Genomic DNA, 17,512 nt, shown 5'->3' on the forward strand with positions numbered 1-17,512 from the left:
ATAAAAAAGGCGGCAAAAGCCACCTTTCATCAATCCTATTTAACTAGAGAGTTAAACAGTAATCACTTCGATACCTAAGCTCGTTAATGATTCAACGAACTCTGCTGGCATATTTTTATCGGTGACCAGCACATCGATTGATTTAAGCGGCAATACATTATACAAAGCACGCTTACCAAATTTACTTGAATCTGTGACTGCAATGACTTTATCTGCGCGGGTGCACATGGTGCGATTCAACATTGCCTCGGGCTCATAATGGGTGGTGATCCCCGCTTCTGAGTCGATACCATCAACCCCTAAAATAACCTTTTTAAAGTTATATTTGCTAAGTGCTTGCTCGACTTCATTTGAGTAAAAAGACATTGATTTCTTTCGCAATTGCCCACCCAGCATAAACACATTTGCATCTTCAATATCAGCCAGTACATGGGCAATATTAAGGCCGTTTGTCATCACCGTAAGGCCCTGCTTATTGGTTAATGCTTTGGCAACTTCTTCTGTGGTGGTGCCAGAATCAATAATTAATGAATCGCCATCATCAACCAAACTTGCCACAGCTTTCGCTAATAACACTTTCACAGCGTAGTTTTCGTTATGCTTATCTTTTACCGAAAGCTCTTTAGCCAATTTATCGCAGGCAATTGCCCCACCACGAGAACGGACAACTAAGCCTCGTTTACCGAGCTCGTTAAGATCATGGCGAATGCTAACCTCCGAAATATCAAAGGTCTTTGCCAGATCTTTAACATTTACTTTGCCATTTTCCTCGGTCATCAGAACGATTTTTTGTCTTCTTTCTATTGTGGTTAGCATAGCTGTCCTGTTGTTTTAATAGCTGCTTTCAAATTTGTAGTTCAATATTACACAATTTACAGTTTCAAAGCCAAACTTAGTTTTGAAACAAAATATAACTTTCAAACCTTACGAATTTTGTTTTATGATTATTTCACAACAAACTTCTTTGGTGACAAAAATGACAACACAAAGCTCACTGTTAAAGCAAACAGAACACACCAATCGCACGCAATTACTGCCTATGATGATCATAGGTGGCTTGTTTTTCTTATTTGGCTTTATAACCTGGCTTAACGGCTCTCTGATCCCATTTTTACAAATGGTCTGCGATCTCAACCATATTGAAGCTTACATGGTGACACTGGTGTTTTATATCGCCTATACCGTGATGGCACTGCCAAGCGCTAAGGTTTTGCAAATATTCAGCTATAAGCATGGTATGTCGTTTGGTTTAGGTACCATGGCATTTGGTGCACTGTTGTTTATTCCTGCGGCACAAATTCAAGCGTATTGGTTGTTTTTAGTTGCCTTATTTACGTTAGGTAGTGGCCTCACCTTATTACAAACCGCTGCGAATCCTTACATCGTGCTTATTGGCTCTAAAGACACGGCAGCCGTGCGCATTAGCATTATGGGTATTCTCAATAAGAGCGCCGGTGTGGTGGCTCCATTGCTCTTCTCAGCAATTGTGTTTAGCGACATTGCCAGCTTTAGCCCAGAAGCTCTGGCCCAATTGAACAGCATTCAAAAACAATTGCAGTTACAAGAACTGGCTAATCGTTTAATTACTCCTTACTTTATAATGGCAATCGCATTAGCGATATTAGCGGCATTAATTATGCTGGCCCCGCTACCTGATATTGAGCAACCTAAAACCAACAATAACAGCGAGAGTAAATCTGCCCTGCAATTTCCACACTTAGTTTTAGGCGTGATTGCCCTATTCTTTTACATAGGTGCAGAAGTCATTGCCGGCGACACTATTGGCCTTTACGGCAAAGAACAAGGGGTATTGCAGTTCGCAGAACTCACCTCTTACACCATGGGCTTTATGGTGCTAGGTTATGTTTTAGGTATCGTGTTAATTCCTCGCTTTTTTAGTCAGCAACAGGCGCTGATATTTTCCGCCTTAAGTGGTTGTGTGTTTTCACTTGGTATCATTTTGATTGAACCGCAACAAACTGCGATTGCAAACGTAGTGCTCTTTTGGCTTGCTGATAACAGTTTTCCAGATACCGTGTTATTTGTTGCATTACTTGGCTTATCGAATGCGCTGGTATGGCCGACCATTTGGCCTATGGCCCTTGCAAATCTTGGCGATAAAACTCAAACCGGCGCGGCATTACTGATTATGGGGATTTCTGGTGGCGCTCTATTGCCTTTGGTATACGGTGTATTTGCAGAATATACAGGCAATGCACAACAAGCTTACTATCTGTTGATCCCTTGCTATGCGTTTATTCTTTATTACGCACTGATTGGTCACAAACTAACAAGTTGGCGTAAATAACGACATGGGCAGGCTTAGTTGTTTTACTATTTAACTAGCCTGCAATTTTTCTGATGTGAAATAGCCCAGTAGCAAAAATTCACGCACGGTAAAAATACACTTATAAATTAAGTACTCGTCACGCTTATCAGGGCTCACTTCTGAAAGAGGTAAGGCTTGCTGCGCTATTATGCGCTGTTGCTTCTGCAAAGAGATAGTAAATAAACCTGTGAGTTTGTCTGCTAATTGCGACGATGAAAGAGCACCTTCTGCAATCAGCTCAGCGCCTTTTAAGCATGCCGTACGCTCAGTAATACTAAGTGTATTTGCTAGCATTAAATCTGTGAAAGCGACTAAATTAAAGTACAGCTGCTCATTTGGCTCTAGCTCTAAAATAACCGCCTGCATTTGCGTGACCACATCCCGATGCGCCGCTGTTTTAAGCACCTCAAAATGATTGCCATCCACTTTATCAAATAGCTGAGTCGCAGCCACTGGCGTAATAGCCGCACCGAATAATGCTGCTAAATATTTAATGGCATTTCGCCTTTGTAGATCAGCCATTGAATACCCCATTTTGATAATGTCGTGCAGCATGATCGGCGGCTCTTGCAGTAAATGCCATATAGGTTAACGAAGGGTTCTGATAACCCGACGAGCACATAAACGAGCCGTCAGTGACATAGACGTTACGCACACTATGAATTTGGTTGTAACGATTAAGCACTGAGGTTGTAGCATCATGTCCCATGCGCGCAGTTCCCATTTCGTGGATAGCTTGCCCCGGCGCTGAGCCTTTATCGTACGCTTGCACATTTTGATAACCAGCTTTGCTGAGCATCTCGAAGGCCTGCGCTTTCATATCCTCGCGCATGCGCTGCTCGTTTTCAGCAAATTGGCAATCAAAATTAACTAAAGGTAATCCCCATTGATCTTTTAATACCGGATCTAAGCTCATTTTATTACGATGATAAGGCAGGCATTCACCAAAGCCTATTAATGCAACTTGCCAAGGCCCAGGTTTGGCAAGCTCTTCTCGAAAAGCCTTACCAAAGCTAAGTTCTTTAAAGCCCCGTCGCCAATCTTTGCGTGTTGCGTATCCTTGATAGCCATAGCCGCGAATAAAGCTATGCTGCTCGCTATCATTAAGATTTCGAAAACGCGGAATATGAAAGCCAACGGGTCTGTCGCCATCATTAAAGTCATCAGCAAAACCTTTTGGTTCACCCGTTGCGCCAACCCTAAAATGGTGATCCATGAGGTTATGCCCAAGCTCTCCACTATCGTTCCCTAAGCCATTGGGGAAGCGTGCAGAGGTTGAATTTAATAACAAGGCTGTTGTAGCCACCGTTGATGCGCAGCAAAAAATAATCTTCGCTTGCGCGATACGCTCTTTTTTAGATTCCGCATCAATTACTTTCACACCTGTGGCTTGCCCGCTTTCTGGATTGTAAATAATCTCTTTAGCAATGGAGTGAGTCTGAATAGTGAGTCGTCCAGTACGCATCGCTGCAGGTAAGGTCGAGGCTAAACTACTAAAATAACTACCGGTTGGACAACCTCGCATACAGCGGTTGCGCTTGCTGCATGGAGCACGACCTTGCTCAGGCTTGGCCTTAGTTAAATGCGCAACTCGCCCGATGGTGAGGTGCCGATTAGTGTAGTGAGTTAATAAACTTTGTTTAAGCTGCTGCTCTACAGCATTAAGCGCAAAAGGAGGTAAGTAAGGTCCATCTGGTAGCTGAGGTAAGTTCAGCGTTTCGCCAATAACCCCGATGTAGGCTTCGACTTTATCGTACCAAGGCGCAATATCTTGATAGCGCACAGGCCAATCAACACCGTGACCATCTTGTTTGTTGGCTGCAAAATCTATATCACTGAGGCGCAAGCATTGCCGCCCCCAAGTTAATGAACGCCCACCAAGATGATACCCTCTGATCCAATCAAAACGCTGAGATTCTTGATAAGGGTGCTGCAAATCATTCACAAACCAGTGTTTTATTGATTGCTTAGTGGCATAGCCAGTGCGTGCTTGTTTAGCTTGATTCTGTTTTTCTAGTAGGCTGGGCCTGTCGCGAAATGGCAGTTGCCAATCATCTTTAAAGGCAGTGATATAGTCAGTACCGTGCACAACCTGCCTGCCACGTTCAAGTAACAGTACATTGAGCCCTTTTTCGGTCAGTTCTTTAGCAGCCCAGCCGCCAGTAATGCCACTACCAATAACAATGGCATCGAATACTTTTGCCTGCATTCTCACTTAACTTTTAAAAGATTTGCTTACCCGCGCAGATCGTTGCTTGAACAGAAAAGTCTTTATCGAGCAGGGCAAAATTAGCCTGCTTACCTACCGCAATACTGCCTATTTGCTCCGCTTTATTTAAAAACTCAGCGGGTACTAAACTGGCCATGTTAGTTGCTTCAACTAGGCTTGCGTCGGTTAGGTTATAAAAGCGTTCAACGCCAACTTCCATGGTTAATGTACTGCCCGCTAAAGAGCCGCTCTCAGTTCGTGCAACACCTTGCTCAACCACAATAGGAAGCTCACCTAAACGGTAGCGACCATCTTGTAAGCCTCCGGCGCTCACGCAGTCTGTGATCAGAGCAATTTTATCTGCCCCTTTTAAACGGTAAACCATGTTCATGATGCTCGGGTGCAAATGAATACCGTCAGGAATAAGCTCAACCATGGCATCCTTGTCCATCAATAGTGCCCCCGTACAACCAGGATCACGATGATGAATACCGCGCATACCATTAAAAATATGCACACCACCGCAAGCACCATGGGCAAGAGCTTGTGTTGTTTGCTCAAAATTAGCATCTGTATGACCCAGCATCACACGCACACCTTTATCGGTGATATAGCGGATCATGTCGGGGGATTTAAGTAGTTCTGGCGCCAACGCAAATGAGCTTAAGCAACCTTCACATGCGGCATAAATTTCATCAAATCGCTGTTTAGTAAGCTCTAAAAAAAATGACTCGTTGTGCGCGCCTTTATGCGCTTCTGCAAAAAATAAGCCTTCGTTATAAGCCCCTAGCAACTGCGCCCCAGTCAAGCCTTTTTGATAGGCACTCGCCATATTTTTATAAGCTTGAATTGAGACGTCCCAGTCTGCAGTCACCGTTGTGCCAACAAAACCCGTTACGCCGTGCTTTGCTAAAGAACGAGAAATAGTCTCTAGTGATTCTGGGGTACCGTCCATAATATCGCAGCCTTCGCGGCCATGAATATGTAAATCGATAAAGCCCGGAAATAAGCTATGCTCACCTAAATCTATTACCTCGATCTCGGGCGCTATTTGCATGGTAATTGCAGTAATTTTACCTTGCTCAACCAAGACCGCATGATCGAGTAAAACCGCATCAGCAGTCACCACTTTTGCGGCTTTTAAGTAATAGCGATTAAGATGCTTTGGAATTAGCATGAACACTTCCTATTATTGCAGCGCCTCTTACGCCGCTAGAATCACCAAATTTTGCGCGCTTCACGTCGGGCACGGCAAAACCTGAAAATAAATGAGTTTGAATTGCGTCAGGGAGCTTTTCTACAATTGCATCAATGAGCGACAAACCGCCCCCCAGTACGATAACTTCTGGGTGTAAACTTTTACTAATAGCAGCAAAGGTTTCGCCAAGAATATCTAAGTAACAAGCGAGCACCTTTAAGGCTTGCTCATCCGAGCGCTTGATATCGTTTGCCCATTCAATCGCAGATTTAGGAGATTGCGTAATATGTTGATACAAGGTTTGTACACCAGGCCCAGCAATATAACTTTCGACACAGCCATTTAAACCACAGCCACATTTTAAAACCGGCAGCTGGTATTTTTGCTGCAAATACGCAGACAGCGGTAAATGACCGTACTCCCCCGACATACCCAAGCCTTGGTTAAACAAGGTTCCATCAATGCACATACCACCCGCCGCACCAGTGCCAACAATAGCACCAAATACTCGGCTGTAACCTTCACCAGCTCCGCCATTAGCTTCTGATAAGGCGAAACATCGGGTGTCATTTAATATCGCAACAGGGCGTTTTAATAATGCTTGAAGATCGTTGGCAATCAATTTGCCTGTGGCACACGGCACATTAGCCGACAGCACTTTACCTTCATCATTAACGATACCTGGCATACCGATGCCCACCGCACCTTGGCAACCTGTCAGCTCATCGGCTTTAATTACCTGCTGATAAATTGCGTGCAAAAATTGCTGATAGTCATCCGTTGGCGTAGTAATACGCCAACTTTGCTGTTGCTCTAAATTATCATTAAAAATGGCGGTCTCTATTTTTGTACCACCAATATCGAGTCCGTAAACAGCCATACTTTACCCAACACTACTTAGCGAGAAGTTAATGGGTAAATAGTTACCCCTTTTACAACACGGTTAACTTCGCCCGTCGGACAAGGATTATCAGGTGTTAAACCGAGTGACATTGATTTATAAAATGCAAAAATCTGACAATAGACAATATAATACAAGCCTTGCCAAACATCATCTAGCTCGACCAGTTCAGTATTTAACGCCAGTTTTTTAACCGCTAAACATTGTTGGTCATTTAATAGTTCATTATGTAAATCAGCATCATACAAACTACTATAAAAATCACTTGAGGCCATTAATAACACTGCGGTTTTATCATTAATGATGGTTTTAGGACCATGACGAAAGCCAAGCGGGGTTTCAAAGTAACTAATTAAATCCCCATTGGTCAGCTCTAAGCACTTTAAAGCCGCTTCTTTAGCATAGCCAAGTAACGAGCCAGCCCCTAAAAACACCAAACGTTCAATGTCAGTTTGCGCGAATTGCTTAATGTCATCAAGTTGGGTTTCGAGCAGCAGATCTGTTTGCCTTGCAACTTCTGCGAGCTGATTAGCATCAGGGGTAAAAATACATAAGGTTGAAAGTAACATCGAAGTGAAGCTACTGGTCATTGCAAAGCTTTCATCCAGAGTTTCTTTTGGCATTAGTACACTAAAGCTGTTTCTTTTAGCTGCCGCCCTTTTCGCTAATTCACCATTTTCATTACAGGTAATAACCAAGTGAAAGCATTTTTCAACAACTTGCTCTACGATATCGACCGCAGCAACACTTTCAGGACTGTTACCTGAGCGCGCATAAGAAATAAGTAAGGTTGGTGTGCTCTTTTGTAAAAACCCATGTGGGTTAGACACAATGTCCGTGGTGCTAACTGCACGCACATTTAAATCAGTTTTAGCTGTTAAGTGTGGTGCTAATGCTTCACCCACATAGGCTGATGTGCCAGCCCCTGTTAATACGATTTGTAATTCTTTTAATGCCAAAATTGGCACTAAAAAGTCATTAATTTCAGCGCGATCATTATTAACCAGTTTTGCCGTATTACGCCATGAACTTGGCTGTTGTGAAATTTCTTTTGCTGTCCAATAAGCGCTTTGCTGCTTAAGCTCTGTTTCGTTTAATGATAGATACTGCGTCATAATTAATTCTCTCTCAACACCACTTATTGATTACAAGCACGCGAATAGGTATTCGTGACTTCCATTATTTTATTAAGTACTAACTCACGCGGTGATGAGTTAATTTTGCCATTGTTCAATGCCTTGTATTGCGCTGGCATAAATTGGCTAAGCAAAGTCTGTGGAATAGTTTGCCCTTCTAAGTTGGCAAATAAAGTTTCTACTGTTTGCTTTATTTCATCTTCAGGCCAGTAGTAACGAATACGGTCGCTATAACTATAAGCTCTAAACAGCTTAGCTTCAGCACCTTGTGTTGGGTAAAACTTATTCCAGTAATGTGGCTTTTCTAGCATGATGCGCTCACATACATCACGTAAATTTGAACGCTTAGCCGCTTCGACTAATTGATCTTCAATATAAGATAACGCAAACAACCCTTCGCGTAGTGCATAGGTTAGCTGTGGACCCACTTTTAATATGGCAAAGTGATCTTGCACCAACTCGTGATAGCAATGATCTGGCTGATAGTCGGTAGAGTGAGCTTCATAAACAAGATTATCGACAGTGGTGATAAACTCTTTCAGTTTTTGCGCTTCATTACGTTGGTAATCAAAAACTTGATGGTTATCAAACTCAACTCCCGGCTGCACAACAACAGCAATAACGCGTGACCACACATCGCTTATGTTTAAGTTAGCAAATGCAGCCTGATGTAATTCGATTGTTTGCTGCACTCCCTCAACATGCGATACCTCAATAATTTCATGCTCTTGTGTTGCGCCACCCGGAGGAGGGACCTCAGTGCCCACTACATACAGAATATCGTTATCTTTTGCTGATGACTCAGCGGCTTGGCACATCAACGCGGCACGCTTGGCAATTTCGGCATCAGCTAAACGCTCTCCATCGTCAGCGCATGGCATACTGGCATCTAAATGAATTTTCTTAAAACCCGCACTTGCATAGGCTTTTACTAGTTCAACAGCTTTAACCATCGCAACGTCTGCAGGCTCATTTACCCAACACACTGGGCCTAAATGATCACCACCTAAAATAATGCGCTGGGTATCTAACCCTACTTTTTCCGCTATTGCATGAACAAACTCAACGAAGTCATGGGGCTTCATTCCTGTGTAACCACCAAACTGATTAACTTGATTCGCTGTAGCTTCAATTAAAATTTCGGTGTCATCATTTAGAGCTTGCAACATTGCTGCTTCGATAACGAGCGGGTGTGCACAACACACAGAATAAATGCCCTGCACTTGCCCTACTCGATTGTTATTTATAATCGTTTTTAATGCATTCATGGTTTCCTCCAAGCAGCTTACGCCTATGGTTAGATACGTGATTTGAAATTACACTAGCACAGCGCGAAACAACCCGCAACAAAACGAAAGGTAATGAAAGGTGAAAGGTAAGTTAAAAACACACTAATAACGGTATTTTATAAGAATAAAAATGATAAACCCCAAAACTACGAAAGAATTTGAAAGCATTTAATTGTAATTGACTTTGAGTTGCGATATAACAGAAACAACTGAAACACACTATTAAAATAATCTCAGTGATTTAGGTATCGTTATGACAATAGATAGACGTAGTTTTTTAAAATCTGCCGCAGCCATTACCGCCGCGACAGTTGTGACTGGCTGTGCGAAAAGCCAACAAGGTGATAATCAAAGCACACCACTTGCCGCACAAGGTAAAAGCGTTATGGGCTTAGCTGTGCCAGCAATGGATGTGGTACGTGTTGGTTTTATTGGGGTTGGTCAACGTGGTAGCGGCCATGTAAAACACCTTTGCCATATTGAGGGTGTTGAAATTAAAGCTATTTGCGATACAGATCAGCTAATGCTTGATAAGTCTGTTAACTATGTTGTTGAAAAAGGCTTACCTAAACCAACTGCTTATACGGGTTCTGATAAAGCCTATTTAGACATGCTTGCTCGCGATGACATCGACATTGTGATCATTTCAACGCCTTGGCGTTGGCACACACCAATGAGTGTCGAGACCATGGAAAGTGGCAAACATGCCTTTGTTGAAGTACCCGCAGCAACCACGATGGAAGAGTGTTGGCAACTAGTAAATACCGCAGAGCGCACGCAAAAGAACTGCATGATGATGGAAAACGTTAACTACGGTCGTGACGAGTTAATGGTATTAAACATGGTTCGTAAAGGCGTATTTGGTGAGTTACTACACGGTGAAGCCGCTTATATTCATGACCTGCGTTGGCAAATGAAAGAAATTGACCGCAGTACTGGCTCGTGGCGTACTTATTGGCATACAAAAGTAAACGGTAACTTATACCCAACCCATGGTTTAGGCCCTGTATCTCAGTATATGAATATCAACCGAGGGGATCGCTTTGATTTTGTTACCTCAGTCAGTTCACCAGCACTTGGACGCGCCGCCTATGCAGAGCGTGAATTCCCTGCAGGCCACGAACGTCGTTCACTTAAATTTACTGCTGGCGACATGAACACCAGCATAATTAAAACAGTGAAAGGTCGTAGCATTATGGTGCAGCACGACACCACAAGCCCACGCCCGTACAGTCGCCATAACCTAATTCAAGGTACTAATGGAACATTTGCCGGTTTCCCCAATCGTATTGCCCTTGAAGATGTGCCACCAGCGATTGCAAAAATTTACCAACAGCAATATGAAGCTGAGCTCGCAGCGTGGGAAAAAGCGGGTTCACAAGGTCGTAAGCCACATATGCAAAACTTCCATAGTTGGGATCAAGATATGGAAAAATGGCGTGCTGAATTTGATCATCCACTGTGGAAACGCATGGGTGAAGAAGCGGTTCGTAACGGCGGCCACGGCGGTATGGACTTCATTATGCTTTGGCGCATGATCTACTGCTTACGCAATAATGAGCCACTCGATCAAGATGTATACGATGCCGCAGCATGGTCATCAATCTTCCCGCAAAGTATGGCATCGGTTGCAGATAGAAGTAACAGTAAAACAATTCCAGACTTTACTCGTGGCGCTTGGCAAACAGGCAAGCCTCTGGGGATTGTGTCTTAATACACCTTTCCTAAAATATAAAGCCCGCAGCGTATGCTGCGAGCTTTTTTGTGCTTTGTCGCAGCTAATTATTTACTGAGCATGGGCTGCAGCGCGAAAAATTGTATTAGTTAGCAGTACATTCATACCTTCAAGGTAAGCACGGTAGGTTGGTGATTGTGTAAAGCCAATCACCATGCCTTTACCTTGCGGTTGATGAACTAATAATGGCTTATACGCAAGCTGTGCTTTATTTTGCTGCCACAGATAACCACTCGCCAAAACATCGTCTTTACCTGTAAACCACGCCAAGTTTTTACCTGAGTTCAGTTTTATTGGTGTGTAAATATCATTACCGTAAGCCACCGCAACAAGGTCTTTATCAACCCCTGCTGTTAACCAATGCTCTTGGTCTACTTCAACATTAGCAAGTACACCGGCTACATAGTCTGGCGATGTATGTGGCTCAATGCTCGCTGCTTTTAAATCATCGCGAGAAGCAAATAACTGCCCTGCCACTTTACTGCTTTTATCATCGCTGCTGTCGGCTTTATCTTCTCGGTAAGCTTGCTCACGCTTAACATCTAATAAGCCGTAATCAGCATTACTAGTAAAGCGGTTTGCATTACCAAGGGCAATCAACACGCCACCTGCTTCAACCCAGCTTTTTAAATTAGCCGCACCTGATTTACCGAGCACTTGCTCGTAATCACCTTCCGGTAAAATAAGCACTTGGTAATCACTTAAATCAGCCCATGCAAGCATTGGCGTACGAATCGCCGTAACGGGGTAACCTAGCTGCCTTTCGATAACAAAACGGGTGTTACCGGCACTTAGCTCACTGGTGGGTGCATCCCATGCCATCGCCACTTTTGGCGCCACCATGGTCACTGTTTTGTTACTACCAAAGCTTGGACCTTCAATCACCCAACTTGAATCAACACCATCAACTATTGCACCTGTTTGCTCGGCGATTTTGCTAATTTTAGCAAGTAGTTCTTTGTCATTTAAACGCTTTTCGATTACTAAACTACCCGCTGGGTACTTAGTTTTATCGCCTAATATAAATGCTTGGTCAGCACTTTTCAGTTTAATGCCTGCTTGCAATGCTGCTGTTAAAAAGCGTGCTGCGGCCGTATCACCCCAAGCAACGATATAAGCCACAGAAGCTTCGGGGTTATTTACTTTGCCAAGTAGTGTGTCGTCGGCCTGAACCGCTTTGCTTTCTGCGCTAACAGTGCGATCACAACTATCGCTATCAACATTAAACATCATCGGCAGTGACCAACCTGTGACATCGTATATTTCATCGTCAAGGTTACGAGCACGACGTCTTTCTTGCTCTTTTACGAATGCCTCAGCCATATCAACTTGGTCTGTAAACGTGGTGCGCACAAATACACCACGCGGCTGTGCGGTATCAATAAAATAGCTACCCGCTTTATACTTAACGCCACATGCTTTGAACTCTTCAGTTGCTTGTTTAACTTCAACACCATGTTCAGCCATTAACGTTGCTAGTCTGTGAGCGCCTTCACGGTTACTTTGTTTAGGTAAAATATAAACACGCTCTTTGCTATCTTTACCCGAATCAATCGCATCAACTTGATATTGATAAAAATCGCTCAGTAACTTTTCACGTTGATTGGCAGCCCCTTCGGCGGTTGAAATTGACGCTACAAACTGACGTTTTACGGTATTAAAATAACTGAGTAGTTCACCGGTGTTTTTCTCAAACACATGACCACGAGCTGAGCCTACTTCATATGTTGATGCAGACGCCCCATAAAATACTGGCCAGCTATCGCCGTAGCCAGGGTAAAAGGCATCAAAAATTTCACGGGTAAAATAATCAAAACCAAACTCATCAAAATACTTTGCATGATTTTGACCAATCGCATCCATGTTGGCGATTTGTGTTTTTGTCATATGTGGGTTAAATGGCTGAGCAGCTGGTGCAAAGTAGTAAGATTGATCGCCGCCCATTTCATGAATATCAACCACCACTTGTGGTTTATATTTATTGATTGCTGCCACTCTTCCCTTTGTTTCAGGCTGAGTAAGTGCTAACCAATCACGGTTCATATCAAACAAATAATGGTTTGTTCGCCCTCTTGGCCACGGCTCATTATGCTCTGCACTTAAGCGATCGGCACTGTGCTCAAGACCGACGGTTGCATAGTAACGAGTAACAAATCGCTCACGACCATCTGGGTTTTGTAATGGGTCGATAAAGACCACTGTATTGTCTAAAATTTTGCTGTTAACAGCATCATTAGGAGCTGCTAATAAATGATACGCTGTAAATAATGCGGCATCGGTTGAGCTAATTTCATTCCCATGTACCGCATACTGAAGCCACACTGATGTCGGTAAGTTTTTAATGAGCGACTTAGCTTCTTTTTCAGAAGTAATTCGCGGATCAGCCAAGGCTTGTGTGTTATTCGAAAGGGTTTCTAATGAACTAATATGCTCAGCGGTGCCAACCACCGCATAAACCAGTTCACGCCCTTCCCAGCTATTTGCGTACTTAAACACTTTAATACGATTAGGTGCCGCCTTTTCAAGGGCACTGAGGTAACGGCGCATATCGTTGTAATTAGTAATACGCTCACCTACATCATAACCAAGAACCTGCTTAAACGTAGGTATATCAGTATTGTAAACAGTACCAGGCCACATCACTTCGGTATTGTTAATACTTGCAGTGGCACTAAAGCTGACAGACATTGCCATCATGCACATTGAAACTGCTTTGATTGCTCCCTTTGCTAACATATGAATTCCACCCATTAAAAAAACGTAAATAAACTAGTTACCAACATATAAAACTATTGAAAATAAGGGAATTAAAAGCGTTAGAAAGGCCTAAATTAGGGTTAACTGGAAATAACACCCCTTGTCAGTGAGAGTCATAAGTGCAAGGGGTATTAGGTGTGATTTGATTTTATGCTTTGGTCTTCAAGAAATCATACAGCTCATCTTTCAGCGCCGCTCTTTGATGTTTCTTTTCATGCATTTCACTGTCATCGATCGGAGAACTATTGAGCTCAAGTTCTCTAATTTCTTTATCCATGTCATCATATCGCTGCATGGTATTTTTAAAGTGCGCATCACTTTTAGCAAGGGTGTGGATTAATTCATTAAACTCTGGGAATTCATTCAATAACGAGTGTTTTTCGCCTAGCATGGGCAACTCCTTTGACTAGAATTAGATTTCAAATTCACTGTAACATTGTGCAAAATAGAGTCAACGTCGCAACCTTGTCCGAGATCAATAATGGTGGCGATTAGGGAATGATAGTACCTAGTTAAAAATTGCTTGTGATTTAGAAAGCTAAAAACCTCGACATATACCGAGGCTCTTGTGTTAGTTAATGAGTCAGCAAGTGGCATTAAAAAAGCAAAAAGCCAGTAGCATTCACTACGGGCTTTAATCTAATTTGGTGAGTCAGCCAGTAAGCCGCTGTTTTGTATGCGCGGAGTGGATTTTCTTCCCCAAAAAACAAAAGCCCCGCATCGCTGCGGGGCTTTAATCTAATTTGGTGAGTCAGCCAATAAGCCGGGTTCTGTCGTGGATAATCATTCGTCTAGGCCATAAATTGCTCTATGGCTCAAGCAACCTACCCGGTTCTCACGTGGGCCACGCGTTCATTATTTAAAATGATAGAACCCTATTTGGTCTTGCTCCGGGTGGAGTTTACCTTGCAACCAACTGTTACCAGTGGTCCGGTGCGCTCTTACCGCACCCTTTCACCCTTACCAACCGAAGTTGGCGGTCTCCTCTCTGCTGCACTTGTCGTAGGCTCGCGCCCCCCAGCCGTTAGCTGGCACCCTGCCCTGTGGAGCCCGGACTTTCCTCCCCCTGCGCATTTTCGTTGCAGGCAGCGATTATCTCGGCTGACTCGGCGCGCAGTATACCTGAGCACGCACGTCTATGCAGTAAAGAATTAGTCTTTTTCGTCAATAATTGCTTTATAAAGTGCGTTTTTCTTCAAACCAAAATACTCAGCTACAACACCACAAGCTTTTTTCAGTGGCATTTCGGCTTCGAGTAAACCAAGCATACGGCGCGCATCTTCTGGAATATCATCACTTTGCTTTGCCTTACCTGGGAGCATAAGCACAATTTCGCCGCGCTGCTTAGTTGGATCATCGGTTAAAAACTGCTTTAGCTCAGCAACGCTGCCATTAAAGAAGGTTTCGAAGGTTTTTGTTAGCTCTTTCGCAAACACCACAGGCTGCTCTGAGCCGAGCGCCTCTTCTAAATCATCAAGGCTTGCCATAATGCGGTGAGTACTTTCATACATGATGCTGGTTATACCTGAGTTTACCGCTTCAATAAAAAAAGTTTGTCTGGCTTTACTTTTTGCTGGCGTAAAACCAATAAACTGAAAACGGTCAGTTGGTAAGCCTGAGCAGCATACCGCAGTGATCGCAGCACAGGCACCAGGCACAGGCGTTACATGTGCGCCTTGTTCACGACATAAATTAACAACCGCATAACCTGGGTCACTAATTAATGGTGTGCCGGCATCTGATACCAAGGCAATGTTCATTCCCTGCTCAAGCCAGTCAACTATTTGCTGCGCTTTTTGTTTTTCGTTGTGATCATGTAAAGCAAAGGTTTTTGCTTTGATATTAAAGTGACTTAACAACTTCCCCGTATGGCGAGTATCTTCAGCGGCTATTAAGTCAACCTCAGATAGGGTCTGAATGGCACGCTGACTAATGTCATCAAAGTTACCAATAGGCGTGGCAACAATGTAAAGAGTGCCGATTTTATCTGAATTGTCCTCATTTAACATTGAGGTCTCCTGCGTCAGTCAGTAATATAAGCAAATCGCGTTAACGTATTGGGAAATCATTGTGCGACTTAAACTTGTTAGTCTATTAATTGTATTGTCAGGGTTATCGGCTTGTAGCACAACCGAAAAACCATCAAATAGTACAGAAAATCCATCGAGCCAATCGAGTAGTGCTCTGTCACAATTAACCGACGCACAATCTATGTATCAAACGGCACTTAATCGCCAAGGTGCTGATAAAATCCAACTACTTTATACAGCCCGAGATGCAGCGATTAGTGAAGAGCGTTGGTCTCTTTTAGAGAATATCTGTTTAGAGCTTGAAGCAACTCCCAGCGTAGACCAAATTCAAAACAAGCTTTACATTGCGTTAGCACAAGAGCAGCAAGGTAAAAGCGATCTTGCACTTGAGCAACTACGAGTACTTGAGCCTGAGCTGAATCTGCCTGAACATAAGGCTTGGCATCAGTATTTAACGGGTCGAGTTTACGCATCACAAGGTTTGCCAAAACAAGCCATGCCCTATTATTTTGCGGCTTCAACAATTAGTAATGATAACAACTTTAGCGTTGCAAATTTAAATCAGGATTTATGGCATAGCCTTACTCAGCTTTCATCGTATGCACTAGAGCGCTTTAACCGCGGTTCTGTTGTGCAACAAGGTTGGGTTAATTTAGCGCTTTATCATCAAGTATACTTAGGCGCGCCTGTCGAGCTGCACCAAGCAATGAATAATTGGATGAGACGCTACCCAGGGCACCCTGCTGCTGAGGTGCTACCAAAAAAAGTGACCGAACTAATTGAAGTCGAGCCACTAACGGTTAATCGCCTTGCTGTACTCATTCCACAGTCAGGTGCGAATGAACGTTTAGGCGATGCACTCAAAGCAGGTGTACTCGCTGCACTTGATAACAACCCGCTAGAAGAAACCTTATTTATAGACGAATCGCTGTCAGCGGCAGAAATTGCCCTAAAACTCACTGAATTTAAAGCCGATTTTGTTATTGGCCCTTTACTCAAAAGTAATATTGAAAAATTAAGCACGGCGCAAACACTTATTGATTACCCTGTTATGCACCTAAATACGTTTGATGGTGAACGAGTGTCTCAACAGCACTTTTTCTTTGCTTTAAACCCTGAACATGAAGTGCAACAAGCACTTGAGCGCTTTTTAACAGCGGGTTACCAAAAGCCAATGCTGCTGGCACCAAATAATAGTAATGGCCAACGCTTAGTTGAATACTTCAATACGCAATGGCAACGCTATAGTGAGGTTAAACCACAAGTTGGCTTCTACGCTAGTAAAGATGATATGCCTAAAACTATTACAGGCTTATTAGAGGTAGACCAAAGTAAAGAGCGCATTAAAGTCGTTAAGTCATTATTTAGGCAAGAGGTTGAGAGCGAAACGCGATCGCGTAGCGATGTGGATGTTATCTACATTCTTGGAGATGCAACCGAGACACGCCTAATAAAGCCTTACTTGGATGTTAATGTCAGTACTTTTGCTGAACGTATTCCGCTTTACGCTAGTTCAAAAAGCCATAGTAAGCAAATAGATAGAACTGACAAAGGTGACCTTGATGGCCTTTATTTCACGGAACTCCCTTGGATGCTCGAAGGTCAAATAAAGCAACATAACTTACGTCAGCAATATGAGAGCCTTTGGCCTGAAAATGCCGATATTAACCAGCGTTTATTTGCGATGACCTATGACGCAACCAGTATGCTGGGAAGCGTAAAACAATTGAGTATGGTTGCAGGCAAGCGCTTTAATGGCATCAGTGGCGAGTTGAGCATTGCCAGTAATGGCCATGTCACACGCTCTTTAGATTGGGCGCAATATAAGAATAAACAAATTATTGCTGTTGATTTAGCAACTGAGCAACCTATACCGTTATTCATGCAATCAGCTTCAGGAATTAGCTCTGCAGAATAGCCAATAAGAT

At 43.3% G+C, this 17,512-nt stretch carries 13 protein-coding genes and 1 other RNA gene; 3 read left to right on the plus strand and 11 right to left on the minus strand.

Translation table 11 applies throughout. The features are described from left to right. Positions 1 to 51 precede the first annotated feature (51 nt). On the minus strand, positions 52 to 816 hold the full coding sequence (gene agaR, locus LY624_RS14590) for a transcriptional repressor AgaR (RefSeq protein ID WP_054561067.1): 765 nt from the start codon (positions 814 to 816) through the stop codon (positions 52 to 54). Between the two features lie 160 nt (positions 817 to 976). On the opposite strand from agaR, the gene LY624_RS14595 reads away from it, so the two are divergent. Continuing rightward, on the plus strand, positions 977 to 2,308 hold the full coding sequence (locus tag LY624_RS14595; protein ID WP_341803306.1) for a sugar MFS transporter: 1,332 nt from the start codon (positions 977 to 979) through the stop codon (positions 2,306 to 2,308). A 30-nt stretch (positions 2,309 to 2,338) separates the two neighbouring features. Here LY624_RS14595 and LY624_RS14600 read toward each other — a convergent pair whose 3' ends face one another. Genes LY624_RS14600 through LY624_RS14625 form a run of 6 tightly spaced genes read right to left on the minus strand, consistent with a single transcriptional unit; the run spans position 2,339 to position 9,041 of the window. Beyond that, positions 2,339 to 2,851: a hypothetical protein gene (locus LY624_RS14600; RefSeq protein WP_237120024.1), complete on the minus strand. Its 513-nt coding sequence runs from the start codon at positions 2,849 to 2,851 to the stop codon at positions 2,339 to 2,341. Continuing rightward, complete coding sequence (locus tag LY624_RS14605) at positions 2,844 to 4,538, minus strand: GMC family oxidoreductase (RefSeq protein WP_341803307.1); 1,695 nt, start codon at positions 4,536 to 4,538, stop codon at positions 2,844 to 2,846. Before LY624_RS14605 ends, LY624_RS14600 begins: the two co-directional genes overlap by 8 nt. 13 nt (positions 4,539 to 4,551) lie before the next feature. Further along, positions 4,552 to 5,715: an N-acetylglucosamine-6-phosphate deacetylase gene (gene nagA, locus LY624_RS14610; protein ID WP_341803308.1), complete on the minus strand. Its 1,164-nt coding sequence runs from the start codon at positions 5,713 to 5,715 to the stop codon at positions 4,552 to 4,554. Beyond that, positions 5,693 to 6,616 carry an ROK family protein gene (locus LY624_RS14615; RefSeq protein WP_130149380.1) on the minus strand — a complete coding sequence of 308 codons (924 nt, stop codon included), beginning with the start codon at positions 6,614 to 6,616 and terminating at the stop codon, positions 5,693 to 5,695. Before LY624_RS14615 ends, nagA begins: the two co-directional genes overlap by 23 nt. A 17-nt stretch (positions 6,617 to 6,633) precedes the next feature. Next, positions 6,634 to 7,752, minus strand: a complete 1,119-nt coding sequence (locus LY624_RS14620) for an SIS domain-containing protein (RefSeq protein WP_130149379.1) — start codon at positions 7,750 to 7,752, stop codon at positions 6,634 to 6,636. A gap of 23 nt (positions 7,753 to 7,775) precedes the next feature. Beyond that, on the minus strand, positions 7,776 to 9,041 hold the full coding sequence (locus LY624_RS14625) for a D-tagatose-bisphosphate aldolase, class II, non-catalytic subunit (protein ID WP_341803309.1): 1,266 nt from the start codon (positions 9,039 to 9,041) through the stop codon (positions 7,776 to 7,778). Positions 9,042 to 9,315: 274 nt separating this feature from the next. Here LY624_RS14625 and LY624_RS14630 point away from each other — a divergent pair, with 274 nt between their 5' ends. After that, entirely contained in the window at positions 9,316 to 10,776 is a 1,461-nt protein-coding gene (locus LY624_RS14630) for a Gfo/Idh/MocA family protein (RefSeq protein WP_341803310.1), read from the plus strand. Positions 10,777 to 10,848: 72 nt separating this feature from the next. Here the strand turns inward: LY624_RS14630 and LY624_RS14635 are convergent, their stop codons facing one another. The 4 genes from LY624_RS14635 to rsmI form a co-directional block, all read right to left on the minus strand. Continuing rightward, on the minus strand, positions 10,849 to 13,533 hold the full coding sequence (locus tag LY624_RS14635; protein ID WP_341803311.1) for a M14 family metallopeptidase: 2,685 nt from the start codon (positions 13,531 to 13,533) through the stop codon (positions 10,849 to 10,851). A gap of 169 nt (positions 13,534 to 13,702) precedes the next feature. Then, a complete protein-coding gene (locus LY624_RS14640; RefSeq protein ID WP_130149375.1) occupies positions 13,703 to 13,945 on the minus strand; it encodes a YdcH family protein in 243 nt (80 codons plus the stop codon). A gap of 352 nt (positions 13,946 to 14,297) precedes the next feature. Beyond that, positions 14,298 to 14,663, minus strand: an RNA gene (gene rnpB, locus LY624_RS14645) — RNase P RNA component class A. Between the two features lie 42 nt (positions 14,664 to 14,705). Beyond that, positions 14,706 to 15,563, minus strand: coding sequence for a 16S rRNA (cytidine(1402)-2'-O)-methyltransferase (gene rsmI / locus LY624_RS14650; protein ID WP_341803312.1), 858 nt, complete (start codon positions 15,561 to 15,563; stop codon positions 14,706 to 14,708). A 61-nt stretch (positions 15,564 to 15,624) separates the two neighbouring features. On the opposite strand from rsmI, the gene LY624_RS14655 reads away from it, so the two are divergent. After that, positions 15,625 to 17,502 carry a penicillin-binding protein activator gene (locus tag LY624_RS14655; RefSeq protein WP_341803313.1) on the plus strand — a complete coding sequence of 626 codons (1,878 nt, stop codon included), beginning with the start codon at positions 15,625 to 15,627 and terminating at the stop codon, positions 17,500 to 17,502. Positions 17,503 to 17,512 lie beyond the last annotated feature (10 nt).

This window comes from Pseudoalteromonas sp. N1230-9 (assembly GCF_032716425.1).
Lineage (GTDB): Bacteria > Pseudomonadota > Gammaproteobacteria > Enterobacterales > Alteromonadaceae > Pseudoalteromonas.

What these genes read in the sequence shown, in the direction of transcription:
- LY624_RS14640 (WP_130149375.1), bottom strand. Translation starts at nt 13,945, where the DNA reads ATGCTAGGCGAAAAACACTCGTTATTGAATGAATTCCCAGAGTTTAAT.
- LY624_RS14605 (WP_341803307.1), bottom strand. Translation starts at nt 4,538, where the DNA reads ATGCAGGCAAAAGTATTCGATGCCATTGTTATTGGTAGTGGCATTACT.
- LY624_RS14635 (WP_341803311.1), bottom strand. Translation starts at nt 13,533, where the DNA reads ATGTTAGCAAAGGGAGCAATCAAAGCAGTTTCAATGTGCATGATGGCA.
- LY624_RS14615 (WP_130149380.1), bottom strand. Translation starts at nt 6,616, where the DNA reads ATGGCTGTTTACGGACTCGATATTGGTGGTACAAAAATAGAGACCGCC.
- rsmI (WP_341803312.1), bottom strand. Translation starts at nt 15,563, where the DNA reads ATGTTAAATGAGGACAATTCAGATAAAATCGGCACTCTTTACATTGTT.
- LY624_RS14620 (WP_130149379.1), bottom strand. Translation starts at nt 7,752, where the DNA reads ATGACGCAGTATCTATCATTAAACGAAACAGAGCTTAAGCAGCAAAGC.
- LY624_RS14630 (WP_341803310.1), top strand. Translation starts at nt 9,316, where the DNA reads ATGACAATAGATAGACGTAGTTTTTTAAAATCTGCCGCAGCCATTACC.
- LY624_RS14595 (WP_341803306.1), top strand. Translation starts at nt 977, where the DNA reads ATGACAACACAAAGCTCACTGTTAAAGCAAACAGAACACACCAATCGC.
- LY624_RS14625 (WP_341803309.1), bottom strand. Translation starts at nt 9,041, where the DNA reads ATGAATGCATTAAAAACGATTATAAATAACAATCGAGTAGGGCAAGTG.
- agaR (WP_054561067.1), bottom strand. Translation starts at nt 816, where the DNA reads ATGCTAACCACAATAGAAAGAAGACAAAAAATCGTTCTGATGACCGAG.
- LY624_RS14600 (WP_237120024.1), bottom strand. Translation starts at nt 2,851, where the DNA reads ATGGCTGATCTACAAAGGCGAAATGCCATTAAATATTTAGCAGCATTA.
- nagA (WP_341803308.1), bottom strand. Translation starts at nt 5,715, where the DNA reads ATGCTAATTCCAAAGCATCTTAATCGCTATTACTTAAAAGCCGCAAAA.